Source organism: Janthinobacterium sp. GW460-12-1-14-LB5, from assembly GCF_059423585.1.
Genome location: NZ_JBWKYD010000007.1, coordinates 25,696 through 48,303, shown reverse-complemented (window position 1 = coordinate 48,303; position 22,608 = coordinate 25,696). Strand labels below are relative to the sequence as shown.

Below are 22,608 nucleotides of genomic sequence, written 5' to 3'. Positions count from 1 at the left end.
TTATGCGCACCGATCCCACACCTATAAAAACACTGGAGACGCAATGAACCAACATTTCTTGAAAACTTTGCCTGCCGCCGTGGCGTTGGCCTTGAGCGCTTCGGCCGCCCAGGCCGCCCTGCCGATCGATTTCGGCGGCTACATCCGCTCGGGCTTCGGCACCAGCAGCGAAGGCGGCAAGGAAGCCTGTTTCGGCCTGGCCGGCGCCTCGTCCAAGTATCGTCTGGGCAATGAGTGCGAAACCTACGGCGAGCTGAAATTCGGCGGCGAAGCCTTCAAGGCAGCCAACGGCACCACCTTCCGCATCAACACCCTGGTGGCGTTTTCCGTCAACCAGAACCAGGACTGGGAGCAATCGGACCCGTCGTGGCGCGAAATGAACGTCGTCGCCGACAAGATCGGCACGGGCGCCTTCGCCGAAGCGCGCGCCTGGGTCGGCAAGCGCTACTACGACCGCCAGGACGTGCACATCACCGATTACTACTTCTGGAACAACAGCGGCCCCGGCGCCGGCCTGGAAAACATCGACCTGGGCGCCGCCAAGCTGGCCTACGCCGTCGTGCGCACGGCCGATGACGGCGACAGCAAGCGCATGGGCCTGTCCCACGACTTGCGCTTCTCCGGCATCAAGGTCAACCCGGACGGCGAACTGACGCTGGGCCTGCAATTCAACCAGAAACGCAATGCACAAGGCGCGGCCCCCATCGCCAGCGGCCACTTGCTGACCATCATGCATACGCAAGGCAATCTGCTGGGCGGCTTCAACAAGGTGGCATTGCAGTACGGCAAGGGCAGCGCCGCCAACACGGGCGGCTTCAGCCTGGGCGCCGACAAGGACGACAAGGTCGTGCGCCTGACGGAACAGATCATGATCCAGCCCAAAGGCGCCTGGTCGGGCATGGGCACCTTCGTCTATGAAGACAAGGAATCGGCCGGCGTGAGCAGCAAGTGGACCTCGATCGGCGCGCGTCCCGTGTACCACTTCACGGACAACTACAGCCTGGCCGTGGAACTGGGCCACGACATCGTCAAGCCGGAAGGCGGCGAGAGCCGCAACCTGACCAAGCTGACCATTGCCCCGCAACTGTCGGCCGGCAACAGCTTCTGGTCCCGTCCCGTACTGCGCGCCTTCTACACCTACGCCAAATGGAACAAGGCAGCCCAGTCGGCCGCCGCCGCGGAATCGGCGCTGTCGTCGACTGGCGTGTTCGGTGGCAAGACCAACGGCAGCTCCGTCGGTTTCCAAGTGGAAAGCTGGTGGTAAGCGCGGGACTCTAGGACGTTGGCAAGCGTCCCCGGACGCTTGCCGGTGGCAGCAACACCGCCCGCTTATCCAGGGGCAAGTAATATCCGGATCCACCATTTCGCCGCTGCACGCGATGGCCGGCAGCTTCACTGTAGTGATTCAGCAGTATCCTCTTTTAGCGCGGGCGCCCCTGGGTTTGCCCGCGTATTTTTTTTGGGCGCCGCCGCCGCTTGCCATGACCCTGATCAATCCGGCATTTATCAGATAAACTACCCGTCATCGCACCGCATCGCTCCCGACCCACCCTGGATAGACCCCAACCGCAGCATCCATGAACCTCAAAAATCTCGCCAAAACGCTAGGAATATCCGAAACCACCGTCAGCCGCGCCTTGAATGGCTATCCGGAAGTGAGCGAACGCACGCGCGAGCGGGTGCTGGCCGCCGCGCAGGCGGCCGGCTACCGTCCCAATCCCATGGCGCGCAGCCTGGCCGTGGGGCGCACGAACATCGTCGGCATCATCTACCCGCTGATGCCGAACGACCTGGCCGACCCCATGTTCATCGACATCGTCGGCGGCATGTCCGAGGCGCTGGAAGCGCAGCAGATGGACATGATGATCGCGCCCGCCTCGGCCACCAATGAATTCCACACCTATGAACGCATGGTCAAGGGCCGCCGCATCGACGGGCTGATTGTCGGGCGCACGAAACCGTTCGACGAGCGCATCGCCTACCTGGCCCAGCAGGGCATGCCGTTCGTCGCCCATGGCCGCACGCAGCTGAACCAGCCGCACGCATGGTTCGACTATGACAACGAGGCGGGCATGCGCCTGGCCGTCGAGCGCCTGGCGCAGCTGGGCCACCAGCGCATCGGCCTGATCAGCGCCACGCCGGACCTGAACTTCGTGCGCCAGCGCGTCGAGAGTTTCCAGCACGCCATGCAGGCGGGCGGCCTCGCCGTCGATCCCGACAACCTGGTCGACAACGCGCACGACCGCCGCGCCGGCTACCAGGCCATGCAGCGCCTGCTGGCCCGCTCGCCCCGCCCCACGGCCGTCATCGTCGACAACCACATGTCGGGCGTGGGCGCCGTGCGCGCCCTGCTCGACGCGGGCATCGCCATCGGCCGCGAGATGTCGCTGATCGTCTGGGGCGTGATGGAAGATTCCCTGGCTGGCCACAACGTCACCACCGTCGTCCAGCCCGATCCGCGCGGCGCCGGCGCGAAGATGATCCACATGCTGCTGGCCCTGATGGACGGCACGCCCGTCACCGACCTGCAGGAACTGTGGCCGTGCGAACTGTTGCCGGGCGAGTCGGCGGGCCCCGTGCCGCACTAGCCATTTCCCCCTCCGGCACCGCCGGCCGCCTGGCCGGCGGTGCCATCTTGTTGTCCTGAATCACCCTCATAAAAAAATCGTATGTCTGGCGCGTGTATCGCTTTACTTTTCAAAGCGCTTTGAACTATACTCATTTCATACCCAAAGCGCTTTGAATTTTAAAATAAGACGTTCGCCTACCAACCAGCAGCGCCGCCCTGATAGCCAAGGCTACAGGCAACTTTTAAGAAATCATTCATGCCGACCATCCAGAACAATCTCGCCCACCTGCCCGCCGACTGGTGGCGCAGCGCCGTCATCTACCAGGTCTATCCACGCAGCTTCCTCGACAGCAATGGCGACGGCATCGGCGACTTGCCCGGCATCACCTCCAAACTCGATTACATCGCCGCCCTGGGCGCCGACATCGTCTGGATCTCACCCTTCTTCACGTCGCCCATGAAAGACTTCGGCTACGACGTGGCCGACTTCTGCGACGTCGACCCCATGTTTGGCACCCTGGCCGATTTCGACCGCCTGGTGGCGCGCGCCCATGAACTGGGCTTGAAAGTGATGATCGACCAGGTGTTGTCGCACTCGTCCGACGTCCACCCATGGTTCGTGGAAAGCCGTTCCAGCCGCGACAATCCCAAGGCCGACTGGTACGTCTGGGCCGACCAGAAACCGGATGGCACGGCGCCGAATAACTGGCTGTCCGTGTTCGGCGGTTCCGCCTGGCAATGGGAGCCGCGCCGCGGCCAGTACTTCCTGCACGATTTCCTCGCCAGCCAGCCCGACCTGAATTTCCATAACCCGGCCGTACAGCAGGCGCAGCTGGACAACCTGCGTTTCTGGCTCGAACGCGGCGTCGACGGTTTCCGTTTCGATTCCTGCAATTTCCCGTATCACGACCAGTTGCTGCGCGACAATCCGCCAGCAGCGCAGCGCGACGCCAGCAGCGTGTCGGCCATCAACCCGTATGGCATGCAGGCGCACGTGTACGACAAGACGCAGCCGGAAAACATCGCCTATTTGCAGCGCGTGCGCGCCGTGCTTGACGAATATCAAGCCATTTCCATCGGCGAAGTGGGCGACGACAATGCGCTGGCCACCATGGCCGCCTACACGGGCGCCGACAAGCTGCACATGGCTTACAGTTTCAACTTGCTGACGGCGGAGTTTTCCGCCGCGCACATCCGCACCCAGGTGGAAGAATTCGAGGCACAAGTGGCCGACGGCTGGGCTTCCTGGTCCGTGGGCAACCACGACAGCGTGCGCGTCATGACGCGCTGGGGCGGCCAGAACCCGTCGCCGTCGCTGGCCAAGGTGGTGCTGGCCGTGCAGGCGGCGCTGAAAGGCACACCGTGCCTGTACCAGGGCGACGAGCTGGCCCTGACGGAAGCGGATATTCCTTTCGAGGCGCTGCAAGACCCGTACGGCATCCCGTTCTGGCCCCAGTTCAAGGGCCGCGACGGCTGCCGCACGCCGATGCCATGGGTATCTGACGCGCCGCATGGCGGCTTCAGCAATGCCAAACCCTGGCTGCCCGTGCCGCCGGAGCACCTGGCGCGCGCCGTTGACGTGGAAGAAAACGATGCCGCTTCCCCATTGCAGTTTGCGCAGAACATCCTCGCCTGGCGCCGCACCCTGCCGCAATTGTTGCGCGGCGATATAGTCTTCTTCGATGCGCCGGAACCCGTGCTGGCCCTGCGCCGCGACTTGCCGGGACAGCCGTCCGTGCTGGCCGCCTTCAACCTGGGCACGCAAGCGGTCACCTTCGCCTGGCCTGACGCGGCGCCAGCGAGCGATCTGGCCGGTCACGGCTTGCCAGGTAGCAAAGATGGCCAACAGATCAGCCTGCCACCGCATGGCGGCTGGTTCGGCACGCACGCTTAAACAGTACCCTTTGGCGGCCATGCCGCCAATTACAATAACGAGCCCCGCGCATCAGCGGGGACGGATTGACACAGTGAGGACGACATGGCAGGACTGAAATTAGCAGGGCTGAAGAAGGCATATGGCGACGTGCAAACCCTGCACGGCATCGACCTGGAGATCGCCGATGGCGAATTCATGGTCTTCGTGGGCCCGTCGGGTTGTGGCAAGTCAACCTTGCTGCGCAGCATCTGCGGCCTGGAAGAAATCAGCGGCGGCGACTTGTTCATCGGCAAGACGCGCATGAACGACGTGCCGCCCGCCAAACGCGGTATCGCCATGGTATTCCAGAGCTACGCCCTGTACCCGCACATGAGCGTGGCGCAAAACATGGCGTTCGGCCTGAAACTGGCCGGCATGAGCAAGGTACAAATTGCCGACGCCGTGCAGCGCGCCGCGCAAATCCTGCGCATCGAACCTTTGCTCGAACGCAAACCGAAAGACTTGTCGGGCGGCCAGCGCCAGCGCGTGGCCATCGGCCGCGCCATCGTGCGCAAGCCCGACGTTTTCCTGTTCGACGAACCGCTGTCGAATCTGGACGCCTCGCTGCGCGTGCAGATGCGCATCGAACTGGCGAATCTGCACCGCGAATTGCGCTCGACCATGATCTACGTCACGCATGACCAGGTCGAGGCGATGACTCTGGCCGACCGCATCGTCGTGCTCAACGCGGGCCGCATCGAACAGGTGGGCGCGCCGCTGGAGCTGTACCACCATCCCGCCAACCTGTTCGTGGCCGGCTTCCTCGGTTCGCCCCGCATGAACTTCCTCAAAGGCAAGATCCACAGCTACGTCGACGGCGTGGCCACCATCGCCACGAATGCGGGCGGCATGCTGCAGGCGGCGTTGACGCAGCCGCTGGCCAGCGGCACCCCCGTCACCATCGGCGCGCGCCCGGAGCACGTGCAGGCATGCGCGCCCGGCGCCACTGCCGCCATCACGGCTACCGTGCAGGCGGTGGAAAAACTGGGCGACATCAGCTATCTGTATGTGCACGTGCCTGGCGGCGACGAGCCGCTGGTGGTGCGCGCCGATGCCGATACGGATTGGGCGATTGGCCAGTCCGTGGCGCTGCAGGTGGCGCCCGCCCGCGTCCACGTGTTCGACGAGCACGGCCAGACCCGTACCTGATCTATCCGCTTTAGGGGCCAGGCGCTACAGGCGCCGCCTGGCCTGGTTGCATCGTTTCAGCCTTGATACTCAACATAAACTTAGCATAAAAAAAGATACTGGAGATTGACATGTCCTTCACGCACCCGAAACGCAGCTTCATCAAAACCACGCTGATCGCCGCCGCCCTGGCCGGCATCGGCAACCTGGCCGCCGTCAGCATGGCGCACGCGGCCGAAGCAGGCACCCTGTTGATCTGGATCAATGGCGACAAAGGCTACAAGGGCCTGGCCAAGGTCGGCGAGGAATTCACCAAGAAGACGGGCATCAAGGTCGTCGTCGAACACCCGGAAGATGCGCCGAACAAATTCCAGCAGGCGGCCGCCGCCGGCAAGGGCCCGGACATCTGGATCTGGCCGCATGACCGCATCGGCGGCTGGATCGACGCCGGCTTGCTGCAGCCAGTGACGCCAAGCAAGGAAGCGCGCGCCGCCATCCTGCCGCTGGCGTGGAACGCCTTCACGGTGGGCGGCAAGACCTGGGGCTACCCGATCTCCATCGAAGCCGTCGCCCTCGTCTACAACAAGGACCTGGTGCCGACCCCGCCAAAAACCTTCGAAGAAATCGCCGCGCTGGACAAGAAACTTTCCGCGCAAGGCAAGAAAGCCATCCTGTGGGATTACACGAATACCTATTTCACGTGGCCACTGCTGGGCGCGGGCGGCGGCTTCCCGTTTGAAGTCAAGGCCGATGGCCGCTACGATGCGGCGAAAACCGGCGTGAACAATGCCGGTTCGCAGGCGGGCGTGAATGCACTGATGACCCTGATCAACAGCGGCGCCATGCCGAAGGGCGCCGGCTATGCCGAGATGGAAGCGGGCTTCAACCAGGGCAAGATCGCCATGATGATCAACGGCCCATGGTCGTGGGACAATGCGCGCAAATCGAAGATCAATTACGGCGTGGCAACGATTCCTACCGTGGCAGGCAAGACGGCCACCCCGTTCGTGGGCGTGCTGGGCGCGATGATTTCGAAAGCCAGCCCAAACAAGGACCTGGCGACGGAATTCCTGGAAAACCAGATGCTGCAGCTCAATGGCCTGAAAACCATCAACGCCGACGTCCCGCTGGGCACGCCAGCTAATAAAGTGCTGTTCGCGGAATTGAAAGCCAATCCGAACATTCAGGCGACGATGGAAAGCGCGCAAGCGGGCCGCCCGATGCCGAACAACCCGGAAATGGGCCGCTTCTGGTCGTCGATGCAATCGGCGCTGGAAAACATCACGCAAGGCCGCCAGAGCACCAAGGATGGCCTGGACGCGGCGGCGAAGCGGATTACGACCGCCAATTAAGCCATCTTTTGATTGAGCGTAGGTCGGATTAGCGTGTAGCGCGTAATCCGACATGTGCCGCCAACAATGTTGTCGGATTACGGCCCTTTGGGCCTGATCCGACCTACGTATCATTACAGGTATCCCATCGTGCGCAAGTTTATCGGCCCTACGGTATTGACCATCAGCATGGCGCTGGGTCTGTATCTGCTCTTCATGTTGTACATTTCCGGCCAGACCATGCTGGCCGCCGTTTTCCTCGGCTTGCTGACCCTGACGACGTTTGTCTTCACGTCGCCGCGCGCCTATGCCTACCGTTATCTGTTTCCCGGCATCACGGCGGTGATCGTCTTCGTGCTGCTGCCGATGGTGTACACGGTGTCGATCGGCTTTACCAATTTCAGTTCGCGCAACCTGCTCACCTACGACAGGGCCACGCAATACCTGCTCGACGAGACGCAGCGCGTGGAAAGCGCCGGCTATGCCATGACCGTGCATGCCGACAACAAGGAATACCGTTTGCGCCTGGAAAGCCCGGACACGGGCGAAGTGCTGTTGACGCCGCCGCTGGCCCTGAAGCGCGCCGTGCCCCTGAACGTGGACGTGGCGCCGGCCGACCCCGTGCAAGCGCCCGTGCTGGCCCCGCCGCTGCCCATCAAGGACATCATCGCCCTGCAAAAGGATTTGAAGCTGCTCACCCTCGTGCTGCCGAACAAGATCGAGCTGCGCATGGTGGGCTTGCGCGAATTCGGCCCCGTCGCGCATGTCTACAAGCAACTCCCCGACAAGACCCTCAAAAAAGTCGCCACGGGCGAACTCGTGACACCGAACTTCAAGACGGGCTTTTATGAAATGCCGGACGGCACCAAGCTGGAACCGGGCTTCAAGGTCAACGTGGGCTTCGCCAACTTCGTGAAAATCTTCTCCGACGAAGCGTTCCGCGGCCCCTTCCTGCGCATTTTTGTGTGGACCATCGTTTTCGCGCTGATCAGCGTGGCCACCACGACGGGCCTGGGCATGGTGCTGGCCGTGCTCTTGAACTGGGATGCGCTGCGCTTCCGCGGCCTGTACCGCACCCTGCTGTTCCTGCCGTACGCCGTGCCGGGCTTCATTTCCATCCTGGTCTTCAAGGGGCTGTTCAACAATAACTTCGGCGAAATCAACCTCGTGCTCGACGCCTTGTTCGGCATCAAGCCCGCCTGGTTCTCGGACACCACCCTGGCCAAGGCCATGATCCTGATCGTCAACACCTGGCTCGGCTACCCTTACATGATGGTCGTGTGCATGGGCCTGATCAAGGCGATTCCGTCGGACCTGTACGAAGCGTCAGCCCTGGCTGGCGCGGGACCGCTGACGAATTTCTTCAAGATAACGTTACCCCTGATCATCAAGCCGCTGACGCCGTTGATGGTGGCCAGCCTGGGTTTCAATTTTAATAACTTCGTGCTGATCAGCTTGCTGACGGGCGGGCGTCCCGATTTCCTCGACACCAACTTGCCGGCCGGCACGACGGACTTGCTCGTGTCCTACACCTACCGCATCGCGTTCGAGGATTCCGGCCAGAATTTTGGCCTGGCTGCCGCCATCTCGACCCTGATCTTCTTCCTCGTGGCCGCGATTTCGCTGGTCAACATGCGCCTGACGCGCATGAACAAAGCATAAAGGACAGCATATGGCTATCATTGTCGACCGTTCCAACCGCTGGCGCATCCTGGCGGCCCACGTCGCCGTGATCGCGCTGATCGCACTGGTGATGTTCCCCTTCCTGATGATCCTGTCGATTTCTTTGCGCCCAGGCAACTTCGCCTCGGGCAGCTTGATACCGCCCGAGATCAGCTTCGAGCACTGGCGATTGGCGCTGGGCATGTCCTACCAGGCGCCCAACGGCGCCCTCGTCGAGCCGGACTTCCCCGTGCTGCTGTGGCTATGGAATTCCATCAAGGTGGCCAGCATGAGCGCCACCGTCACCGTGCTGCTGTCGACCACCTGCGCGTATGCGTTCGCGCGCATGCAATTCCGCTTCAAGTCGCAGACGCTGTCGGCGCTGATGCTGCTGCAGATGTTCCCCGCCGTGCTGGCCCTGGTGGCCATCTACGCCATCTTCGACGTGCTGGGCAACTACGTGCCGTGGCTGGGCATCGACCACCACGGCAGCCTGGTGCTGGCCTACACGGGCGGCATCGCCCTGCATATCTGGACCATCAAGGGCTACTATCAAACCATCCCCATCGAGATCGAGGAAGCGGCCAAGGTCGACGGCGCCACGCAGTGGCAAGCCTTCGTCTACGTGCTGCTGCCGATGACGGTGCCCATTTTGATGGTGGTATTCCTGCTGTCGTTCATCGGCGCCATCATCGAATACCCGATCGCGTCCGTGCTGCTGCATGAACAGAACAACCTGACCCTGGCCGTCGGCTCGAAACTGTTCCTGTACGAGCAAAAATACCTGTGGGGCGACTTCGCCGCGGCAGCCATCCTGTCCGGCCTGCCCATCACGGCCGTGTTCCTGCTGGCGCAAAAATGGATGATCTCCGGCCTGACGGCTGGCGGCGTGAAGGGCTGACCATGCGACGCTCCCTGACTACGCTGGCCGCCCTGTTACTCAGCGCTTCGGCGCAGGCAGGGAGTTTTGCAGACAATCCCATCGTCTACTTTGCCGTGACGGACCGTTTCGCCAACGGCAATCCCGGCAACGACCACAGTTACGGCCGCGCCGCCGACCCGCAAGGCGGCGACGTCGGCAGCTTTCACGGCGGCGACATCGCCGGCATCACGCAGCAGCTGAAAGCCGGCTATTTCACGGAACTGGGCGTCAACGCCCTGTGGATCACGGCGCCGTATGAACAGATCCACGGCTGGGTGGTGGGTGGCAAGCAGCAATTCCAGCACTACGCCTACCACGGCTACTGGGCGCTCGATTACACGACCATGGACGCCAACATGGGCACGCGCGACGAGCTGCGCGAGATGATCACCACCGCGCACGCACAAGGCATCCGCGTGCTGTTCGACGTGGTGCTGAACCATCCCGGCTACGCGGACTTGCGCACCCTGTCCGAATACAAGGTGCCCGTGCTGTGGCCCGGCCATGACAAGGCCGGCTTGCGCGACTATCACAGCTTCATCGACTACAACAACTTCGAATTCAAGCAGTGGTGGGGCCCGGACTGGGTGCGCGCGGGCTTGCCCGGCTATCCCGACGGCGGCAAGGACGACTACACGATGCAGCTGGCGTATTTGCCCGACTTCCGCACGGAAAGCGCCAAGGCCGTGGGCCTGCCGCCCATCCTGCAGCGCAAGATGGATACGCGTGCCATCGCCCTGCCCGATACCACCGTGCGCGGCTACCTGGTGCACTGGCTGGCCGACTGGGTGCGCGAATTCGGCGTCGACGGTTTCAGGGCCGACACCGTCAAGCATGTGGAGCCGGCCAGCTGGCTGGCCCTGCGCGCGGCGGCCACGGAGGCATTACAAGACTGGAAAACGCGCCATCCCGCACAGAAAATCGACGACGCGCCATTCTGGATGACGGGCGAAGCGTGGGGCCATGGGCCTGAACGCAGCAGCTGGCATGACGCGGGTTTCGACTCGATGATCAATTTCGACTTTCAACACCGCGCGGGCGCCGACTGGAAAAGCATCGACGGCGTGTACCGCCAGTACGCGGGCTTGCTGGGCAAGGGCCCAGGTCCCCGCTACGACATCCTGTCATATATCTCCTCGCACGACACCAGCCTGTTCCCGCGCGATCAATTGAAGCACGGCTTGTCCGCGCTGCTGCTGGCGCCCGGCGGCGTGCAGCTGTTCTATGGCGATGAAAGCGCGCGCCAGCCCGGCGCGGCGCCCATCGGCGACGAACAGCAAGCCACGCGCTCCGACATGAACTGGTCGTCGCTGGACGCTGCCACCCTCGCGCATGCGCGCAAGCTGGGTCAGTTCCGGCTGCGCCACCCTGCCCTGGCGCGCGGCGAGCACCGGTTCATCAACGACAAGCCGTACGCCTTCGCCCGCGTGATGGATGGTGACGCCGTCATCGCCGTGCCCGAAGCGCAAGGCGCGCTCTCACTGAAGGTACACGGCGTGTTCGCCGATGGCGCCAAGCTGCGCGACGCTTATACAAATCAAACCTACCTGGTAAAAAATGGCGCCGTCGCGGTGAACGCGGCCGGCACCGTCCTGTTAGAAAAGGCTGCACCATGAGTACCTATGACATATTAGTGGTCGGCGGCGCCGGCATCGACACCATCGTGCGCGTCCCCGACCTGCAATTGCCCGTCGCCGATTCGCTGCACGTGCCGCCCATCCGCGACTATGTGGCGCACACGGGCAATGGCGTGGCGCTCGGTTGCCACGCGCTGGGCTTGCGCTGCAAATTCATCGACTTCATCGGCGACGATGCGCAAGGCGCGGCCATCCTGCAGCGCTATAAGGAAGCCAAGCTCGATTTTTCGCATCTCGTCGAACCCTCGGGCACGCGGCGCAGCGTCAACCTGGTCGACCCGCAGGGGCGCAGGATGTCGCTGTACGACGGCCGCCATCCGGAAGACCTGCGCATGCCGCCCGCATTTTATCTTCCCTACCTGGGGCCGGCGCGCCATGCGCACTTTTCCATCATGGGCTGGGTGGCCGAACTGTTTGACGATGCGCAAGCGTGCGGCACCACGGTGTCGACCGATCTGCACGACTGGGATGGCGTCAACCCGCACCACAAGGTCTTTGCGCTGCGCGCCGACCTGGTGTTTCTCAGCACGGCGGCGCTGGGCGAGCGTCGGGACGACGTCATGCGCGCGATAATCGCGGAAGGCCGCGCGCAGCTTGTCGTGGCCATGGCCGGCGCGCACGGCGCCTACCTGCTGGAACGGGGCAGCGCGTCCGTGCGTCACACTCCGACGGCGGGATTGAAGCTGCCCGTGGTGGACACGAATGGCGCGGGCGATTCCTTCGTGGCGGCCTTTTTGCACGCCTGGCTTAATGGCGCGGGCATCGACGCCGCCATGCACCGCGGCGCCATCGGCGGCGCATTCGCCTGCGCCCAGCATGGCACACATGAACGGTTTATTGGCCAGGCAGAGCTGCATGACTTATATCAAGACAGCACTAGCTTATGACTTAATATTCTATCAAGCGTAGCATCGAGCTAACGGGCGCATGGCACAATGGCTGCGAATTTCAAACGCTTCACCATCGCAGACCGAGAACCGGAGACCACATGAGAATCGAAACCCTGGCCGTGCACGCCGGCTACACCCCCGACCCGACCACCAAGGCCGCCGCCGTCCCCATCTACCAGACGGTGGCCTACGCCTTCGACAATGCCCAGCATGGCGCCGACCTGTTCGACCTGAAAGTGGCCGGGAATATCTACACGCGCATCATGAACCCGACGCAAGACGTGCTGGAAAAGCGCGTCGCGGCGCTGGAAGGCGGCGTGGCCGCGCTGGCCGTGGCGTCGGGCATGGCGGCGATCACCTACGCGATCCAGACGATTGCGGAAGCGGGCGACAATTTCATCTCCGCCAGCCAGCTGTATGGCGGCACTTACAACCTGTTTGCCCACACCCTGCCGCAGATCGGCATCGAAGTGCGCTTCGCCGATGCGCGCCAGCCCGAGACCTTCGCCGCGCTGATCGATGCGCGCACCAAGGCCATCTTCTGCGAATCGATCGGCAACCCGCTGGGCAACGTCACGGATGTGGCCAAACTGGCCGAGATCGCGCACGCGCACGGCATCCCGCTGATCGTCGATAACACGGTACCGAGTCCCTATCTGTTCCGCCCCATCGAGCATGGCGCCGACATCGTCGTCCATTCGCTGACCAAATACCTGGGCGGCCACGGCACCACCGTGGGCGGCGCCATCGTCGACAGCGGCAAATTTCCGTGGGCGGAGCACAAGGAGCGCTTCAAGCGCCTGAACGAGCCGGACGTGTCGTACCACGGCGTGGTCTACACGGAAGCATTCGGTCCCGCCGCCTTCATCGGCCGCGCGCGCGTCGTCCCGCTGCGCAACATGGGCGCGGCCATTTCTCCGCTCTCCGCTTTCCAGCTGATCCAGGGCATCGAAACCCTGGCCCTGCGCATGGACCGCATCTGCGACAACACCCTGGCCCTGGCCAGACACCTGAAAAACCACCCGAAAGTCGCCTGGGTCAATTACGCTGGCCTGGAAGACCACCCGGACCACGCGCTGGTGAAAAAATACATGAACGGCCGCGCCTCGGGCATCTTGTCCTTCGGCCTGAAGCTGGCAGCAAGCGAAGACCCGCGCGCGGCCGGTGCCCGCGTGCTCGACGCCCTGCAGCTGTTTACGCGCCTGGTCAACATCGGCGACGCCAAGTCGCTGGCCACGCACCCGGCCTCCACCACGCACCGCCAGCTCAATCCGGAAGAACTGGCCAAGGCGGGCGTGTCCGAAGACATGCTGCGCCTGTCCGTGGGCATCGAGCATATCGACGACTTGCGCGAAGACCTGGAACAGGCCTTGAACGCGGCCTGAATCAAGCTGAAATCAGGCTGAAATCAGCCTGCAAGCCTGTCCCGGCACATGCATGCCTCCCCTGCCGGGACAGGCGCGGCCCTGGTGCCTGCATCTTTTCTGCGAGCTGCAGCCTCCTGCTGAGCGCCTTGCACACGCCTTGCAGCATGCGGTGATTCCATCCCGACATGCCATCTCTCCTTCAAGCGATATCCGGTTAGACCACGTTCGTGGCAAAAAACACCCGTCAAGCGACATGTGCCGCCCTAATTTTTTTTGCGCCTGGGAGGACCCGGTGTGTCTGGTGCCCGGCAAGCCAGGCGAGGAATTCATTCATACCGAAAAATATTGCCTAAATATATATTGTTTTCGTTGTTTATAAGCAACATTATGCAAAACGCAGCCAGTCCGAAGTTGTATAGTTAACTAAGCCTTATGGAAAAGACTATCTAAAGTCCATCCATGAGCTTCTCGGCAAAAACCAAGCAACAATAATTTCAGTAACGGATCGTTCAATGATACCGGTGGCTTGAATTTTGTTGTTTATTAAATGCAATCAACTATTTATCAAGGCTCGGAGAATATGATTTTTCAAGAAAAAAAGAGCGTTCATGCGGTTAAAATCGCGTTGAGCGTCATGGCAGGAACCATTCTCATCGCCAGTCAAGTGCAAGCGCAGCAAGCCGACGTCGCCAACGATAAGATTCAGCGCGTCGTCGTCACGGGTTCGAATATTTCGCGCGTCGACATGGAAGGCCCGACCCCAATCGAGGTCGTCAAGCGCGCCGACATCGCCAAGTCCGGTGCCTCCACCGTGATCGAATTGTTAAGCAAACTGCCATCGATCTCCGTCTCCCTCGACGGCAACAGTAGTTCCACCTTCGCCTCCGGTGCCTCGTCGGCCGCCTTGCGTGGCCTCGACTCCAAGTACACGCTGATTTTGCTGAATGGCCGCCGCCTGGCCAACTACGGCTTTGCGATCGGCGCGGAGAATTCCTTCGTTGACTTGAACAGCCTGCCTTTGTCGGCCATCGAGTCGGTAGAAATCCTGCGCGATGGCGCTTCGGCTATTTATGGCTCCGACGCCGTCGCTGGCGTAATCAACTTCAAGACCCGCACCAACTACCAGGGCGTAGAGGGTACTGCAAACATCGGCGCCAACCAGCAGGGCGACGGCGAGACCGGCAACGTCAGCCTGACCTCAGGTTGGGGCGATCTGGAGCAGGATGGGCGCAACCTGCTGTTGACGCTGGACTTGTACCGCCGCAATCCGCTGGTGTCGAACAAGCATTCGAACCTGGCGGCGAACGATTTCCGCAAGTTCGGCGGCTCCGACAAGCGCAGGACCAACGAGTACATGGGCTGGATCCGCAACCAGAGCAGTGGCGACAAGGGTTATGTGATCCCAGGTTGCCAGGGTACGGTGGGTGTCTCCAGCACCGGAGACAATGTCTGCTTCACCAATCCGGCTTCGAACCTGACGCCGAAGCAGGAGCGCGCCGGTATTTCTTCCATTTTCACGCAGCGCCTCAACAGCACCGATGAATTGTTCCTGGAAGCCGCCTACACCCAGAACTCGTCGACCTTTATCGGTGGCTCCCCCAACTTTAGCAGCGCCAACTACCGGACGGCCGGCTCGACCAACCCCGGTCTGGCGACGCTGCCGGACGGCAGCGATGGCACCGTGAACGGCTTCATGCCCGGCGATCAGGTGCAGGTTTTCCGCAACGTCTACGAGGCCGGCAAGCGGACCTCGAAGGTCACCAGCAAAACCACGCGCGTGGTCGGCGGCTGGCGCGGTACGCTGGGCAAATGGGATAGCGAAGGTGCAATCAGCCTGAACCAGAACAAGCTGAGCGACGATGCCGACAAGCAATCGCTGCTGGACAAGTCGACGGCGGCCTTGCAAGCCGGCTTGCTGGGCAAAGCGGGTGGCTACGATCCCTTTGTCTTGAATAATCCGGAAAGCGCCTACTTGCCTTTCCTGACAACAACTTCGCACCGCTCAACCTCCAAGCTGAGCAGCGCCGAATGGAAGATGAGCACGCCTGAATTGTTCACGCTGGGCGGCGAGCCAGTTGGCTTCGCCTGGGGCCTGCAGGGCAGCCACGAGTCGATCGACGACGTCGCCGATCCACAGATGAAAGCGGGCAACATCGTCAACTTTGGCGCAACCAGCAGCAAGGCCAGCCGCACGGTGTATTCCATATACGGCGAGTTGAACGTACCAATCGCCAAGCAGGTTGAAATGCAATTGGCGCTGCGCGGCGACCATTACAGCGATTTCGGCAATTCCTATAACCCGAAAGTCGCGCTCGCATGGCGTCCGAACCAGCAAGTGATGTTGCGCGGTTCGGCTACGACCTCGTTCAAGGCACCGACCCTGCCGGAGGTCGCCTCGACCACCACCGGCTACGCCACCGTGGCCGACTGGGCGCGTTGCGGACCGCTGGGTTACACGGGCGTGCAATGCTCCTACGGTCCCAAGGTTTACCTGTCCGGCAATCCTGACCTGAAGGCGGAAAAGGCGAAGAACTTCTCCTTGGGTATCGTCTTGCAGCCGATCAAGGACCTGTCGGCATCGCTGGATTGGTATAGCGTGCGTCAAAAGGACACGATCCAGACCCTGGATGCGCAATACGTGCTCGATCATGAAGACACGATTCCCGGCTTCGCGGAACTGATCGGCCGCGATCCGCGCAATCCCGTGCTGGAAGCGAATAATCCCGGTTTGAACAAAGGCCGTATCAAGGACATGAAACTGCCTTTCCAAAACGTTGGCAAAACAAATGTCGCAGGCCTGGATCTGGATGTGAAGTACTCATTCAAAGTGGGTGATTACGGCACCGTGAAACTGCGCGAGTCCAATAGCTACAATTTGAAGTATGAGCAAAGCATCGCGCCGGGCGCCGAGCCGACCGACCGCCTGGACGGCACTTACCATCCAAAATGGTCGAACACACTGCGTATCGGCTTCGAGCGCGATGACAAGGAAGTGGCTCTGACCGCCCGTACGTACTCCAGCACGAAGAATATTGACGATCCGACGAAACTGCAGGACGCTGCCATTACCAACAAGCGTATTGGCTCGTACACGGCGTGGGACATGAATATCCACTTCAAGCCCGTCAAAGACCTGGATGTGAGTTTCGGCGTCAACAATATGTTCGACAAAGGTACCGTGTACTCGAACAGCGCGTATGTCGATACCTACGTCAATGCGATGAACGATATCGTCGGCCGCTATATTTACTTGAACGCACGCTACAAGTTTAAATAATCGCCGATTTCAAGTGGCAGTCTCCGGACTGCCACCGCTGACAATCCTCGCCTGCGAGCAAATGCCGTTCAGTTCACACTGGACGGCATTTTTTTTTGCCGGCGACCCGGCCAGTCCCCTGCATGCATCGTCATGCCGTCGGCCATGGCGGGTGCCGCGTTTGCGCCACCAGCACCTTCGCCACCTGCCTGACCCTGTCGTCCACAGCACCAGATACATCGATAAAAGCGATCCCCCGCCGCGCCAGCTCGGCCTGGTACCACGCATGCTGGCGCGCGCGGAACTCCCCGTCGCGGCGCGTGCCGTCCTGGATGAAGGGGAAATCGGGGGCGCACAGCAGCACCAGGTCATAGCGGTGTTCGGCCAGCTGCGCCAGTTCCTGCTCGGCCCTGCCGAACATCTCGACGCAGTAAAAATACGTGGTCATGGGCGAGGTATCGCAAAACAGCCAGCGCCGCGCGGCCATGGCCGCCTGCGCTTCGCGGCGCAGCTGTTCCCGGCCGATCCTGAGCAGATCGTCATAGTGCAAGATGCCATCCTGGCTTTCCCACAGTTCGCGGCCATATTCGGCCACCCAGCCGGTATCGAAATGCGCCGCCAGCGCTTGCGCCAGGGTCGTCTTGCCGCTCGATTCGCCGCCCAGCACGCACACACGCGTCACAAAATCGGCGCGCACGACGGGCGACAAAAAAGCGCCGTGCGCCTGCGGATCTTGCCGCACGAGGGTGCCGGACACGGGCACCAGGGACCTCGCCTGGTCCACGCTCACGTGCGCCACCGCGCCCACCGCATAATGCCGTTCCAGCACGCGCGCAAAACCAGGGCCGTAGTCTTCGCTGGTGAAGACGGCGTCGACGGGCAAGCCCAGCACCGTCCAGCACAGCCAGCCCATGAAGTGGCGGTGCAGTTCGCCATCGTCGTCGTTGTGCGGCAAAAGGCGTGCTGGCACGCCGCGCGCCGCGCACAGGGCGGCCAGCCGTGCATCGTCGAGCACCACGATATGCGCCTGCGGAAACCGCGCGCGCAGCCAGGCTTCCCGGCGCGCCGGTTCCAGGCCTGGAAATTCAGGCCTGGTGTAGCTGACCACCAGCAGTTCCTCGCACCCGTCCGTGGCGCGCTGTATCAATAGTTCATGGCCCAGGTGCAGCGGACAGAATTTGCCCACTACCAGGCCCCGCTTGTATCTGCTCATACTGCCGCTTCCCGTAAATCCGAGGTGTATTGAATGATCTTGTCTTCCGCCAGCAAGGTCTCGACCGCGATGTCGCCGAAAAAAGGCGCCAGCAAGGCGCGCGCCCTGTCAGCCTGCGGCATGGCGCCCGGCGCCAGGCGCAGCGCGACGGCGCCGTCGCCATGCTGGTGCACGCCGAACAGGGCGATGGCCAGCGGTTTCAGGGCATGCGTGATGTCGATATTATTGATCCATGCGCCCTTGACCGTCCTGTAGCGCAAGGGGCTTCGTCCCGCCAGGCCCACCAGCACGGGACCGTCTGGTCCATGCGCCAGCGAAGCGTAGTCGCCGGTGCGGTAGCGCACGAGGGGCAGGCAAAAATTAAAACCGCCCGTCACGGTGATCTCGCCGCGCGCGCCATCGGGCACGGGACGGCCATCCGCGTCGAGGATTTCCACGTACAGCCGGTGCTGCAGCAGCACGTGGCCGCCGGCCCGCTCGTCGTACACGGCCACAGGCCCCACTTCATTGAGCGAATAGATGTCGAGCACGGGGCAGCCGAACGCCGCTTCCAGGCGCGCGCGCATGCCGGGCAACAGCATCATCGAGACGGACAGCAGCGCGGCCGGCTTGTGCGTCATCGGCAAGGTCAGCAACTCGGCAAACGAGATGGGGTCGCCCGCGATCAGCTCCGGCGCCATGGCGTCCAGGTAGCGCACACGGTCTTCAGGCTGGCGCCAGTCGTCCGGGTGCAGGTTGATCTTCGCCAGACCCGATTCGTTCATCGTCGGCGTGACGGAGACATAGGTGAAGCAGCGGCGCTGGTGCCCCAGCAGCATCACCCCCACCTGCCCCGCGCCATGGCGCAAGGTGACGCCGAAGCGGCGCAGCGCGCGCTTGTGGAAGGCCAGGTAGCGCCCCGCCACCAGCGGGTGCGAAGCGATCAGCAAGGGGTGGCCCGTGGTGCCCGTCGTCTGGAAATTGATCATGCGCGCCAAATCCGCATCATCGGGCACGAAGGCGGCGATATCGTGCGCCAGTTCGGCGCGGCTGATGGGCGCCACGTCCGCAAGGCGCGCAGGGGGCGAGCCGCAGGCGCGGTAATGCGGCACCGTGGCGTAGGTCGCCCTGAGAAAATCCGCCAGCCAGGGCGGCGGCGCATCGGCGCTCCAGCCGATCGCCGCGTCCATCACTTCGCGTTCATATGCGCGCAGGGCGCCGACTTCCGCCGCCTGCAGCTTGTTGCCGCTGCGGTTGCGGTACATGGGCGCGCAAGGATGGCTGCGCAGCTTGTCCAGCATGCGCGCGCCCGCCGGCGTCAACGTGGGGCAGTAATCGCGGTCCGATTCCCAGGCGCCGCCCGGCAGGTTGACGTCAGGTTTGCCAGCGAGCGTCATTCGCGCGACCACTTGTCGGCCGATTCCTCGGCCGCCTTCTTCGCCAGCGCCTCGCGGATTTCCCGCGCGCGCTGCTCGGCCAGCCGGCTCGCTTCAAGCAGGCGGCGGCGCTCCGTGCCGCTGATGGCGGACAATCTGTCCGTCGCCTGCGCCACGCTTTCGTCGCGGGGCCGAAAGCCCAGGCGCGCCAGCACGATGCGCGCCAGTTCCTCGCGCCGCTCCGGGTCTTGCGTGAACTGGTGCGCCGGCGTACTGGCAGCCAGTTCGCGTGCCGCCTCGCCCAGTACCTGCAGCAAGGCTGGCTGCGGCAGCTGCTGCGCGGTGAACCAGTCGTCGGCCAGCAGCCAGCACAGGATCATGGCCAGCGCCAGCCGGTTGCGGTCGGCCTTGACCTGCGCGCCGATAAAACCCTGCAGTGACGTGGCCGGCGCGCGCGCGCCATGCAGCAGCAAAATGTCGTTGACCAGCGCGGCAACCGCCACGGCCTGCGCGTTGGCGACGCCGGCGATGCGAGGCTCGGCGAGGAATTCGGCGGGCGTGTCGGCCAGGCGGTGGGTCAGAGTTTCGAGGTGGGGTCCGGGAGTCTGCATGTCATGGTTGTATATAGTGGCGCCGGCTGAACGCCCGCGCAAAGTCCAGCAAGTCCTCGTAGCGCTCGACGGCGTGGATATCCCAACCCTGCTCGCGGCGCGCGCGTTTCAAATCGTCATAGGTCTGCTGCAGCCACTTGTGGCTCGCTGCGCCTTCCCAGTCGCGCTCCAGGTTCAGGGCCATGGTGCCGCCCGCACCGCCCTGGGCCATCGCTTTCGCCGAGATATCCCAGCCGCTGTTGCCAAGTTCATCCTTGTCGAACATGGTGGTGATGCCATCGTCGGAAATCATCAGGATGTGCGCGGGCCGTTCGCGCTTGCCAGCATAGGTCTTGCGCAGACAATGGATGGGGAAACAGGTGCCGCCGCCAAAAAACTCCGTCAGCACGCCCAGGATCAGGTCTTCGTCGCGCACGAAACCGGGCGTCTGCATCACCTCCTTCTTGCCGCTCCACAGGGTCACCTGCACTTTCGCGCCGGCGCGCAGGGCCGACAGGGCGATGACGGCGCCGGCCAGGGTCAGGAACGAGGTGTGCGCCTGCGGATTCGGCATGGAGCCGGAACTGTCCACATACATGTCCAGGTCGACGGGCACCGCGTCGATGGCGCGCGCCGGTTCGCGGCCGTACACGCGGCGCACGGTCGTCACGCCCGGCACGGGGCGCGGCGACTGCATCACGGATTGCAGCCAGTCGATGTCTTCCAGCGGGTCGCCGATTTCCCACGGCTCCAACCCCTCCATCTGCGGCTCCTGCGATTCGGGCGCGGGGCGGCTGGGAAACGCCACCAGGTGCGGCAAGGCCCGCTCGCGGTAGTAGCGGATGGCGATTTCATGGTCGCTCAGATCGATGCCCGAGGCCTTCAAAATGTCGCCCAGCTCGAACGGTTCGCGCAGCTGGCCGCCGCCCTGCCTGGCCGGCGCCTCGCCTGGCGGCTCCTCGCCATCGAGGCCGGAAATGCGCTTGTCGTGCACGGGATGGATGGCGCCGCCCTCCTCGTCATCCTCGATCTGCTGCGCGCCATACGTCTGGCAGCCACGGGCCGCGTCGCGCGTGTCTTGCAGATAGCGGCTCGGGCTCAAGGCATCCGTATCGTCGACCAGATAGGGCAGCAGCAAGGTGGCGAAGCGGCCCGCCGCCAGCATCCAGTCGTTCGCATACACGCGTATCAGGCGCGCGCCCAGCCAGGCATCCGTGTCCAGGCGTTCGTCGGCCTCGTTCTCAGCCCCTGCGCCGCCAAGTTCGCCCTTTTCCAGCTGCCACAGGTTTTCATAGATGCGCATGTACAAGGTCCACACGCCGCCGCTTTTGGCGTCAGCTTGCGCCGTGCGCCCCTGCCGCAGCTTGCGGTAGATGTCGGCCATGCGCAGATTCGCCTGGCGCTGCAGGCGGTCGTTGATGAACAGGTCCGTGTACAGATTGGCCACCATGGGCGCGTGCTGTTCCAGCGTGGGCAAGGCACGGCGCATGCGCGCCAGCAGGCGGAACTGGTCGCCGGCGCTGCCCGGCGCGAGGATATGGTGGCCGATTTCATGCGCGAGGATTTCCAGCGCATAGTCGTCCAGCCCCAGCTCCGTCACCAGCGGCAAGTCCACCACCACGCTCTGGTCCAGCAGGCGGATCATGGCGAAGCTGCCGGACAAGCCCTGCTTGCTGGCCTCGACGCGGCTGGCGCACAGGCTGGGGTCGCGCAAGCGCGTGAACTTGCTCCACACGGCCAGGGCTTCGGGCCAGGCGGCGCGCCAGGCGTCGATCAGCGCGGTGTCGGCATCCTTCTTCATGCGAGCGGCAGCAGGCGAATCGCATGCGTCCAGGGCGAGGTGACGGCCAGCGTGTGCGCATTGGCGGCAAGGGCGATGTCGCCGGCCGGCACATCGAGTTCGATGCGGCGCGCGCCAATCTGCACGCTGGCGCCATCCACGCGCACGGACGTCGGCATGCCCATTTGCGCCTGATCAAACTCCTGCGCCGTGGCGCCATGCAGCACGGCGCCATAGGCGTCGGCCACCAGCAGGTAATGGCGTTCGGCGCTGCGCACGACAAAACCATCCGGCGTGGCGCGCACCTGCGGCGGCGTGCCGAAAGCGCCGCCGAGGCCTGTGAAGCTGCCGAACTCCCTGCCCTCCGCATTGCCGCGCCACGGATTGCCCAGCAACTGCGCATGCACCTGCGGCCATTGCGCACCGGGTTCATCGAAGGCGGCCAGCGCCAAGGCGGGCGGCAAGGTATCGGCGGCCGCCAGCGCGCCCAGGCGGAAATGCGCAACGCCGGCACGCCAGGCCAGCACCTGGCCCACGGCGCGCAGCTGCGCCAGCGTGGCGATCCGCGGCGCCAGGGCGGCCAGCTCGCGCCGCCACTGCGCGGGACGCGCGCCCGCCACGGAGGCGATGTGGACGGCGGCGTTGCTGAGCATACCCAGCACCTCGACGGGGGCCGTCGCCAGCAGCGGCGCAAACTGCGGCGCCAGCTCGCGCCAGACGGTGTTCAGGAACGGGTTTTTTGCGGCCGGACCGGCCAGGCCGTGGCCCACCAGTTCCAATGCCATATCATAGGCGGCCAGGGTCGCGCCGCCCACGCGCTCAAGCGCGGCGGCGGCCACGGCGACCACCAGCGGATCGACGCCGTCGCGCAAAAAGGCGCCGAAGGCGGCCATGTCGAGCGCGGGAAAGCGCCGGCGCGCTTCCAGTGCGCGCGCATTGAACTGGGCGCGGCCGCTGGCAAGGATCGAAGCAAAGGCAGGAGAGATCATCGAG

At 63.4% G+C, this 22,608-nt stretch carries 16 protein-coding genes; 11 read left to right on the top strand and 5 right to left on the bottom strand.

Annotated features, from left to right (window positions below):
- The first annotated feature begins 43 nt into the window (after window positions 1-43).
- The 11 genes from AC07X6_RS08755 (at window position 44) to AC07X6_RS08705 (ending at window position 16,698) form a co-directional block, all read left to right on the top strand.
- Window positions 44-1,264: a maltoporin gene (locus tag AC07X6_RS08755; protein WP_230540911.1), complete on the top strand. Its 1,221-nt coding sequence runs from the start codon at window positions 44-46 to the stop codon at window positions 1,262-1,264.
- A 313-nt stretch (window positions 1,265-1,577) separates the two neighbouring features.
- Window positions 1,578-2,588, top strand: a complete 1,011-nt coding sequence (locus AC07X6_RS08750; RefSeq protein WP_230540912.1) for a substrate-binding domain-containing protein — start codon at window positions 1,578-1,580, stop codon at window positions 2,586-2,588.
- Window positions 2,589-2,825: 237 nt separating this feature from the next.
- Entirely contained in the window at window positions 2,826-4,463 is a 1,638-nt protein-coding gene (locus AC07X6_RS08745) for an alpha-amylase family glycosyl hydrolase (RefSeq protein WP_494790692.1), read from the top strand.
- A gap of 84 nt (window positions 4,464-4,547) precedes the next feature.
- A complete protein-coding gene (locus tag AC07X6_RS08740; protein WP_230540914.1) occupies window positions 4,548-5,633 on the top strand; it encodes an ABC transporter ATP-binding protein in 1,086 nt (361 codons plus the stop codon).
- Window positions 5,634-5,743: 110 nt separating this feature from the next.
- A complete protein-coding gene (malE, locus tag AC07X6_RS08735) occupies window positions 5,744-6,964 on the top strand; it encodes a maltose/maltodextrin ABC transporter substrate-binding protein MalE (RefSeq protein WP_474290605.1) in 1,221 nt (406 codons plus the stop codon).
- 129 nt (window positions 6,965-7,093) lie between these two features.
- Window positions 7,094-8,605 carry a maltose ABC transporter permease MalF gene (gene malF / locus AC07X6_RS08730; protein ID WP_474290604.1) on the top strand — a complete coding sequence of 504 codons (1,512 nt, stop codon included), beginning with the start codon at window positions 7,094-7,096 and terminating at the stop codon, window positions 8,603-8,605.
- Window positions 8,606-8,615: 10 nt separating this feature from the next.
- Window positions 8,616-9,506 (top strand): maltose ABC transporter permease MalG, encoded by an 891-nt coding sequence (gene malG, locus AC07X6_RS08725; RefSeq protein ID WP_494790691.1) that lies wholly within the window; start codon window positions 8,616-8,618, stop codon window positions 9,504-9,506.
- Between the two features lie 2 nt (window positions 9,507-9,508).
- Window positions 9,509-11,143, top strand: a complete 1,635-nt coding sequence (locus AC07X6_RS08720) for an alpha-amylase family glycosyl hydrolase (RefSeq protein WP_494790690.1) — start codon at window positions 9,509-9,511, stop codon at window positions 11,141-11,143.
- Window positions 11,140-12,051 carry a carbohydrate kinase family protein gene (locus tag AC07X6_RS08715; RefSeq protein ID WP_494790689.1) on the top strand — a complete coding sequence of 304 codons (912 nt, stop codon included), beginning with the start codon at window positions 11,140-11,142 and terminating at the stop codon, window positions 12,049-12,051. Before AC07X6_RS08720 ends, AC07X6_RS08715 begins: the two co-directional genes overlap by 4 nt.
- Before the next feature lie 101 nt (window positions 12,052-12,152).
- Window positions 12,153-13,439 (top strand): O-acetylhomoserine aminocarboxypropyltransferase/cysteine synthase family protein, encoded by a 1,287-nt coding sequence (locus tag AC07X6_RS08710; protein ID WP_494790688.1) that lies wholly within the window; start codon window positions 12,153-12,155, stop codon window positions 13,437-13,439.
- A 562-nt stretch (window positions 13,440-14,001) separates the two neighbouring features.
- The gene (locus AC07X6_RS08705; RefSeq protein WP_494790687.1) at window positions 14,002-16,698 is read left to right on the top strand and encodes a TonB-dependent receptor; all 2,697 of its coding nucleotides are present in this window, start codon (window positions 14,002-14,004) and stop codon (window positions 16,696-16,698) included.
- A gap of 130 nt (window positions 16,699-16,828) precedes the next feature.
- Here the strand turns inward: AC07X6_RS08705 and AC07X6_RS08700 are convergent, their stop codons facing one another.
- Genes AC07X6_RS08700 through AC07X6_RS08680 form a run of 5 tightly spaced genes read right to left on the bottom strand, consistent with a single transcriptional unit; the run spans window position 16,829 to window position 22,604 of the window.
- Window positions 16,829-17,890, bottom strand: coding sequence for an AAA family ATPase (locus AC07X6_RS08700; protein WP_494790686.1), 1,062 nt, complete (start codon window positions 17,888-17,890; stop codon window positions 16,829-16,831).
- Window positions 17,887-19,266 carry a phenylacetate--CoA ligase family protein gene (locus tag AC07X6_RS08695; RefSeq protein ID WP_494790685.1) on the bottom strand — a complete coding sequence of 460 codons (1,380 nt, stop codon included), beginning with the start codon at window positions 19,264-19,266 and terminating at the stop codon, window positions 17,887-17,889. Before AC07X6_RS08695 ends, AC07X6_RS08700 begins: the two co-directional genes overlap by 4 nt.
- The gene (locus tag AC07X6_RS08690; RefSeq protein WP_494790684.1) at window positions 19,263-19,856 is read right to left on the bottom strand and encodes a hypothetical protein; all 594 of its coding nucleotides are present in this window, start codon (window positions 19,854-19,856) and stop codon (window positions 19,263-19,265) included. The genes AC07X6_RS08695 and AC07X6_RS08690 overlap by 4 nt, the downstream gene beginning before the upstream one ends.
- 1 nt (window position 19,857) lies before the next feature.
- Window positions 19,858-21,636 carry a VWA domain-containing protein gene (locus tag AC07X6_RS08685; RefSeq protein WP_494790683.1) on the bottom strand — a complete coding sequence of 593 codons (1,779 nt, stop codon included), beginning with the start codon at window positions 21,634-21,636 and terminating at the stop codon, window positions 19,858-19,860.
- Window positions 21,633-22,604: a hypothetical protein gene (locus tag AC07X6_RS08680; RefSeq protein WP_494790682.1), complete on the bottom strand. Its 972-nt coding sequence runs from the start codon at window positions 22,602-22,604 to the stop codon at window positions 21,633-21,635. The genes AC07X6_RS08685 and AC07X6_RS08680 overlap by 4 nt, the downstream gene beginning before the upstream one ends.
- Between the last annotated feature and the right edge of the window lie 4 nt (window positions 22,605-22,608).

Bases quoted from the DNA above. Each gene is read 5' to 3' on its own strand.
- AC07X6_RS08755 (WP_230540911.1), top strand. From the start codon at position 44: ATGAACCAACATTTCTTGAAAACTTTGCCTGCCGCCGTGGCGTTGGCC.
- AC07X6_RS08750 (WP_230540912.1), top strand. From the start codon at position 1,578: ATGAACCTCAAAAATCTCGCCAAAACGCTAGGAATATCCGAAACCACC.
- AC07X6_RS08745 (WP_494790692.1), top strand. From the start codon at position 2,826: ATGCCGACCATCCAGAACAATCTCGCCCACCTGCCCGCCGACTGGTGG.
- AC07X6_RS08740 (WP_230540914.1), top strand. From the start codon at position 4,548: ATGGCAGGACTGAAATTAGCAGGGCTGAAGAAGGCATATGGCGACGTG.
- malE (WP_474290605.1), top strand. From the start codon at position 5,744: ATGTCCTTCACGCACCCGAAACGCAGCTTCATCAAAACCACGCTGATC.
- malG (WP_494790691.1), top strand. From the start codon at position 8,616: ATGGCTATCATTGTCGACCGTTCCAACCGCTGGCGCATCCTGGCGGCC.
- AC07X6_RS08720 (WP_494790690.1), top strand. From the start codon at position 9,509: ATGCGACGCTCCCTGACTACGCTGGCCGCCCTGTTACTCAGCGCTTCG.
- AC07X6_RS08715 (WP_494790689.1), top strand. From the start codon at position 11,140: ATGAGTACCTATGACATATTAGTGGTCGGCGGCGCCGGCATCGACACC.
- AC07X6_RS08710 (WP_494790688.1), top strand. From the start codon at position 12,153: ATGAGAATCGAAACCCTGGCCGTGCACGCCGGCTACACCCCCGACCCG.
- AC07X6_RS08705 (WP_494790687.1), top strand. From the start codon at position 14,002: ATGATTTTTCAAGAAAAAAAGAGCGTTCATGCGGTTAAAATCGCGTTG.
- AC07X6_RS08700 (WP_494790686.1), bottom strand. From the start codon at position 17,890: ATGAGCAGATACAAGCGGGGCCTGGTAGTGGGCAAATTCTGTCCGCTG.
- AC07X6_RS08695 (WP_494790685.1), bottom strand. From the start codon at position 19,266: ATGACGCTCGCTGGCAAACCTGACGTCAACCTGCCGGGCGGCGCCTGG.
- AC07X6_RS08690 (WP_494790684.1), bottom strand. From the start codon at position 19,856: ATGCAGACTCCCGGACCCCACCTCGAAACTCTGACCCACCGCCTGGCC.
- AC07X6_RS08685 (WP_494790683.1), bottom strand. From the start codon at position 21,636: ATGAAGAAGGATGCCGACACCGCGCTGATCGACGCCTGGCGCGCCGCC.
- AC07X6_RS08680 (WP_494790682.1), bottom strand. From the start codon at position 22,604: ATGATCTCTCCTGCCTTTGCTTCGATCCTTGCCAGCGGCCGCGCCCAG.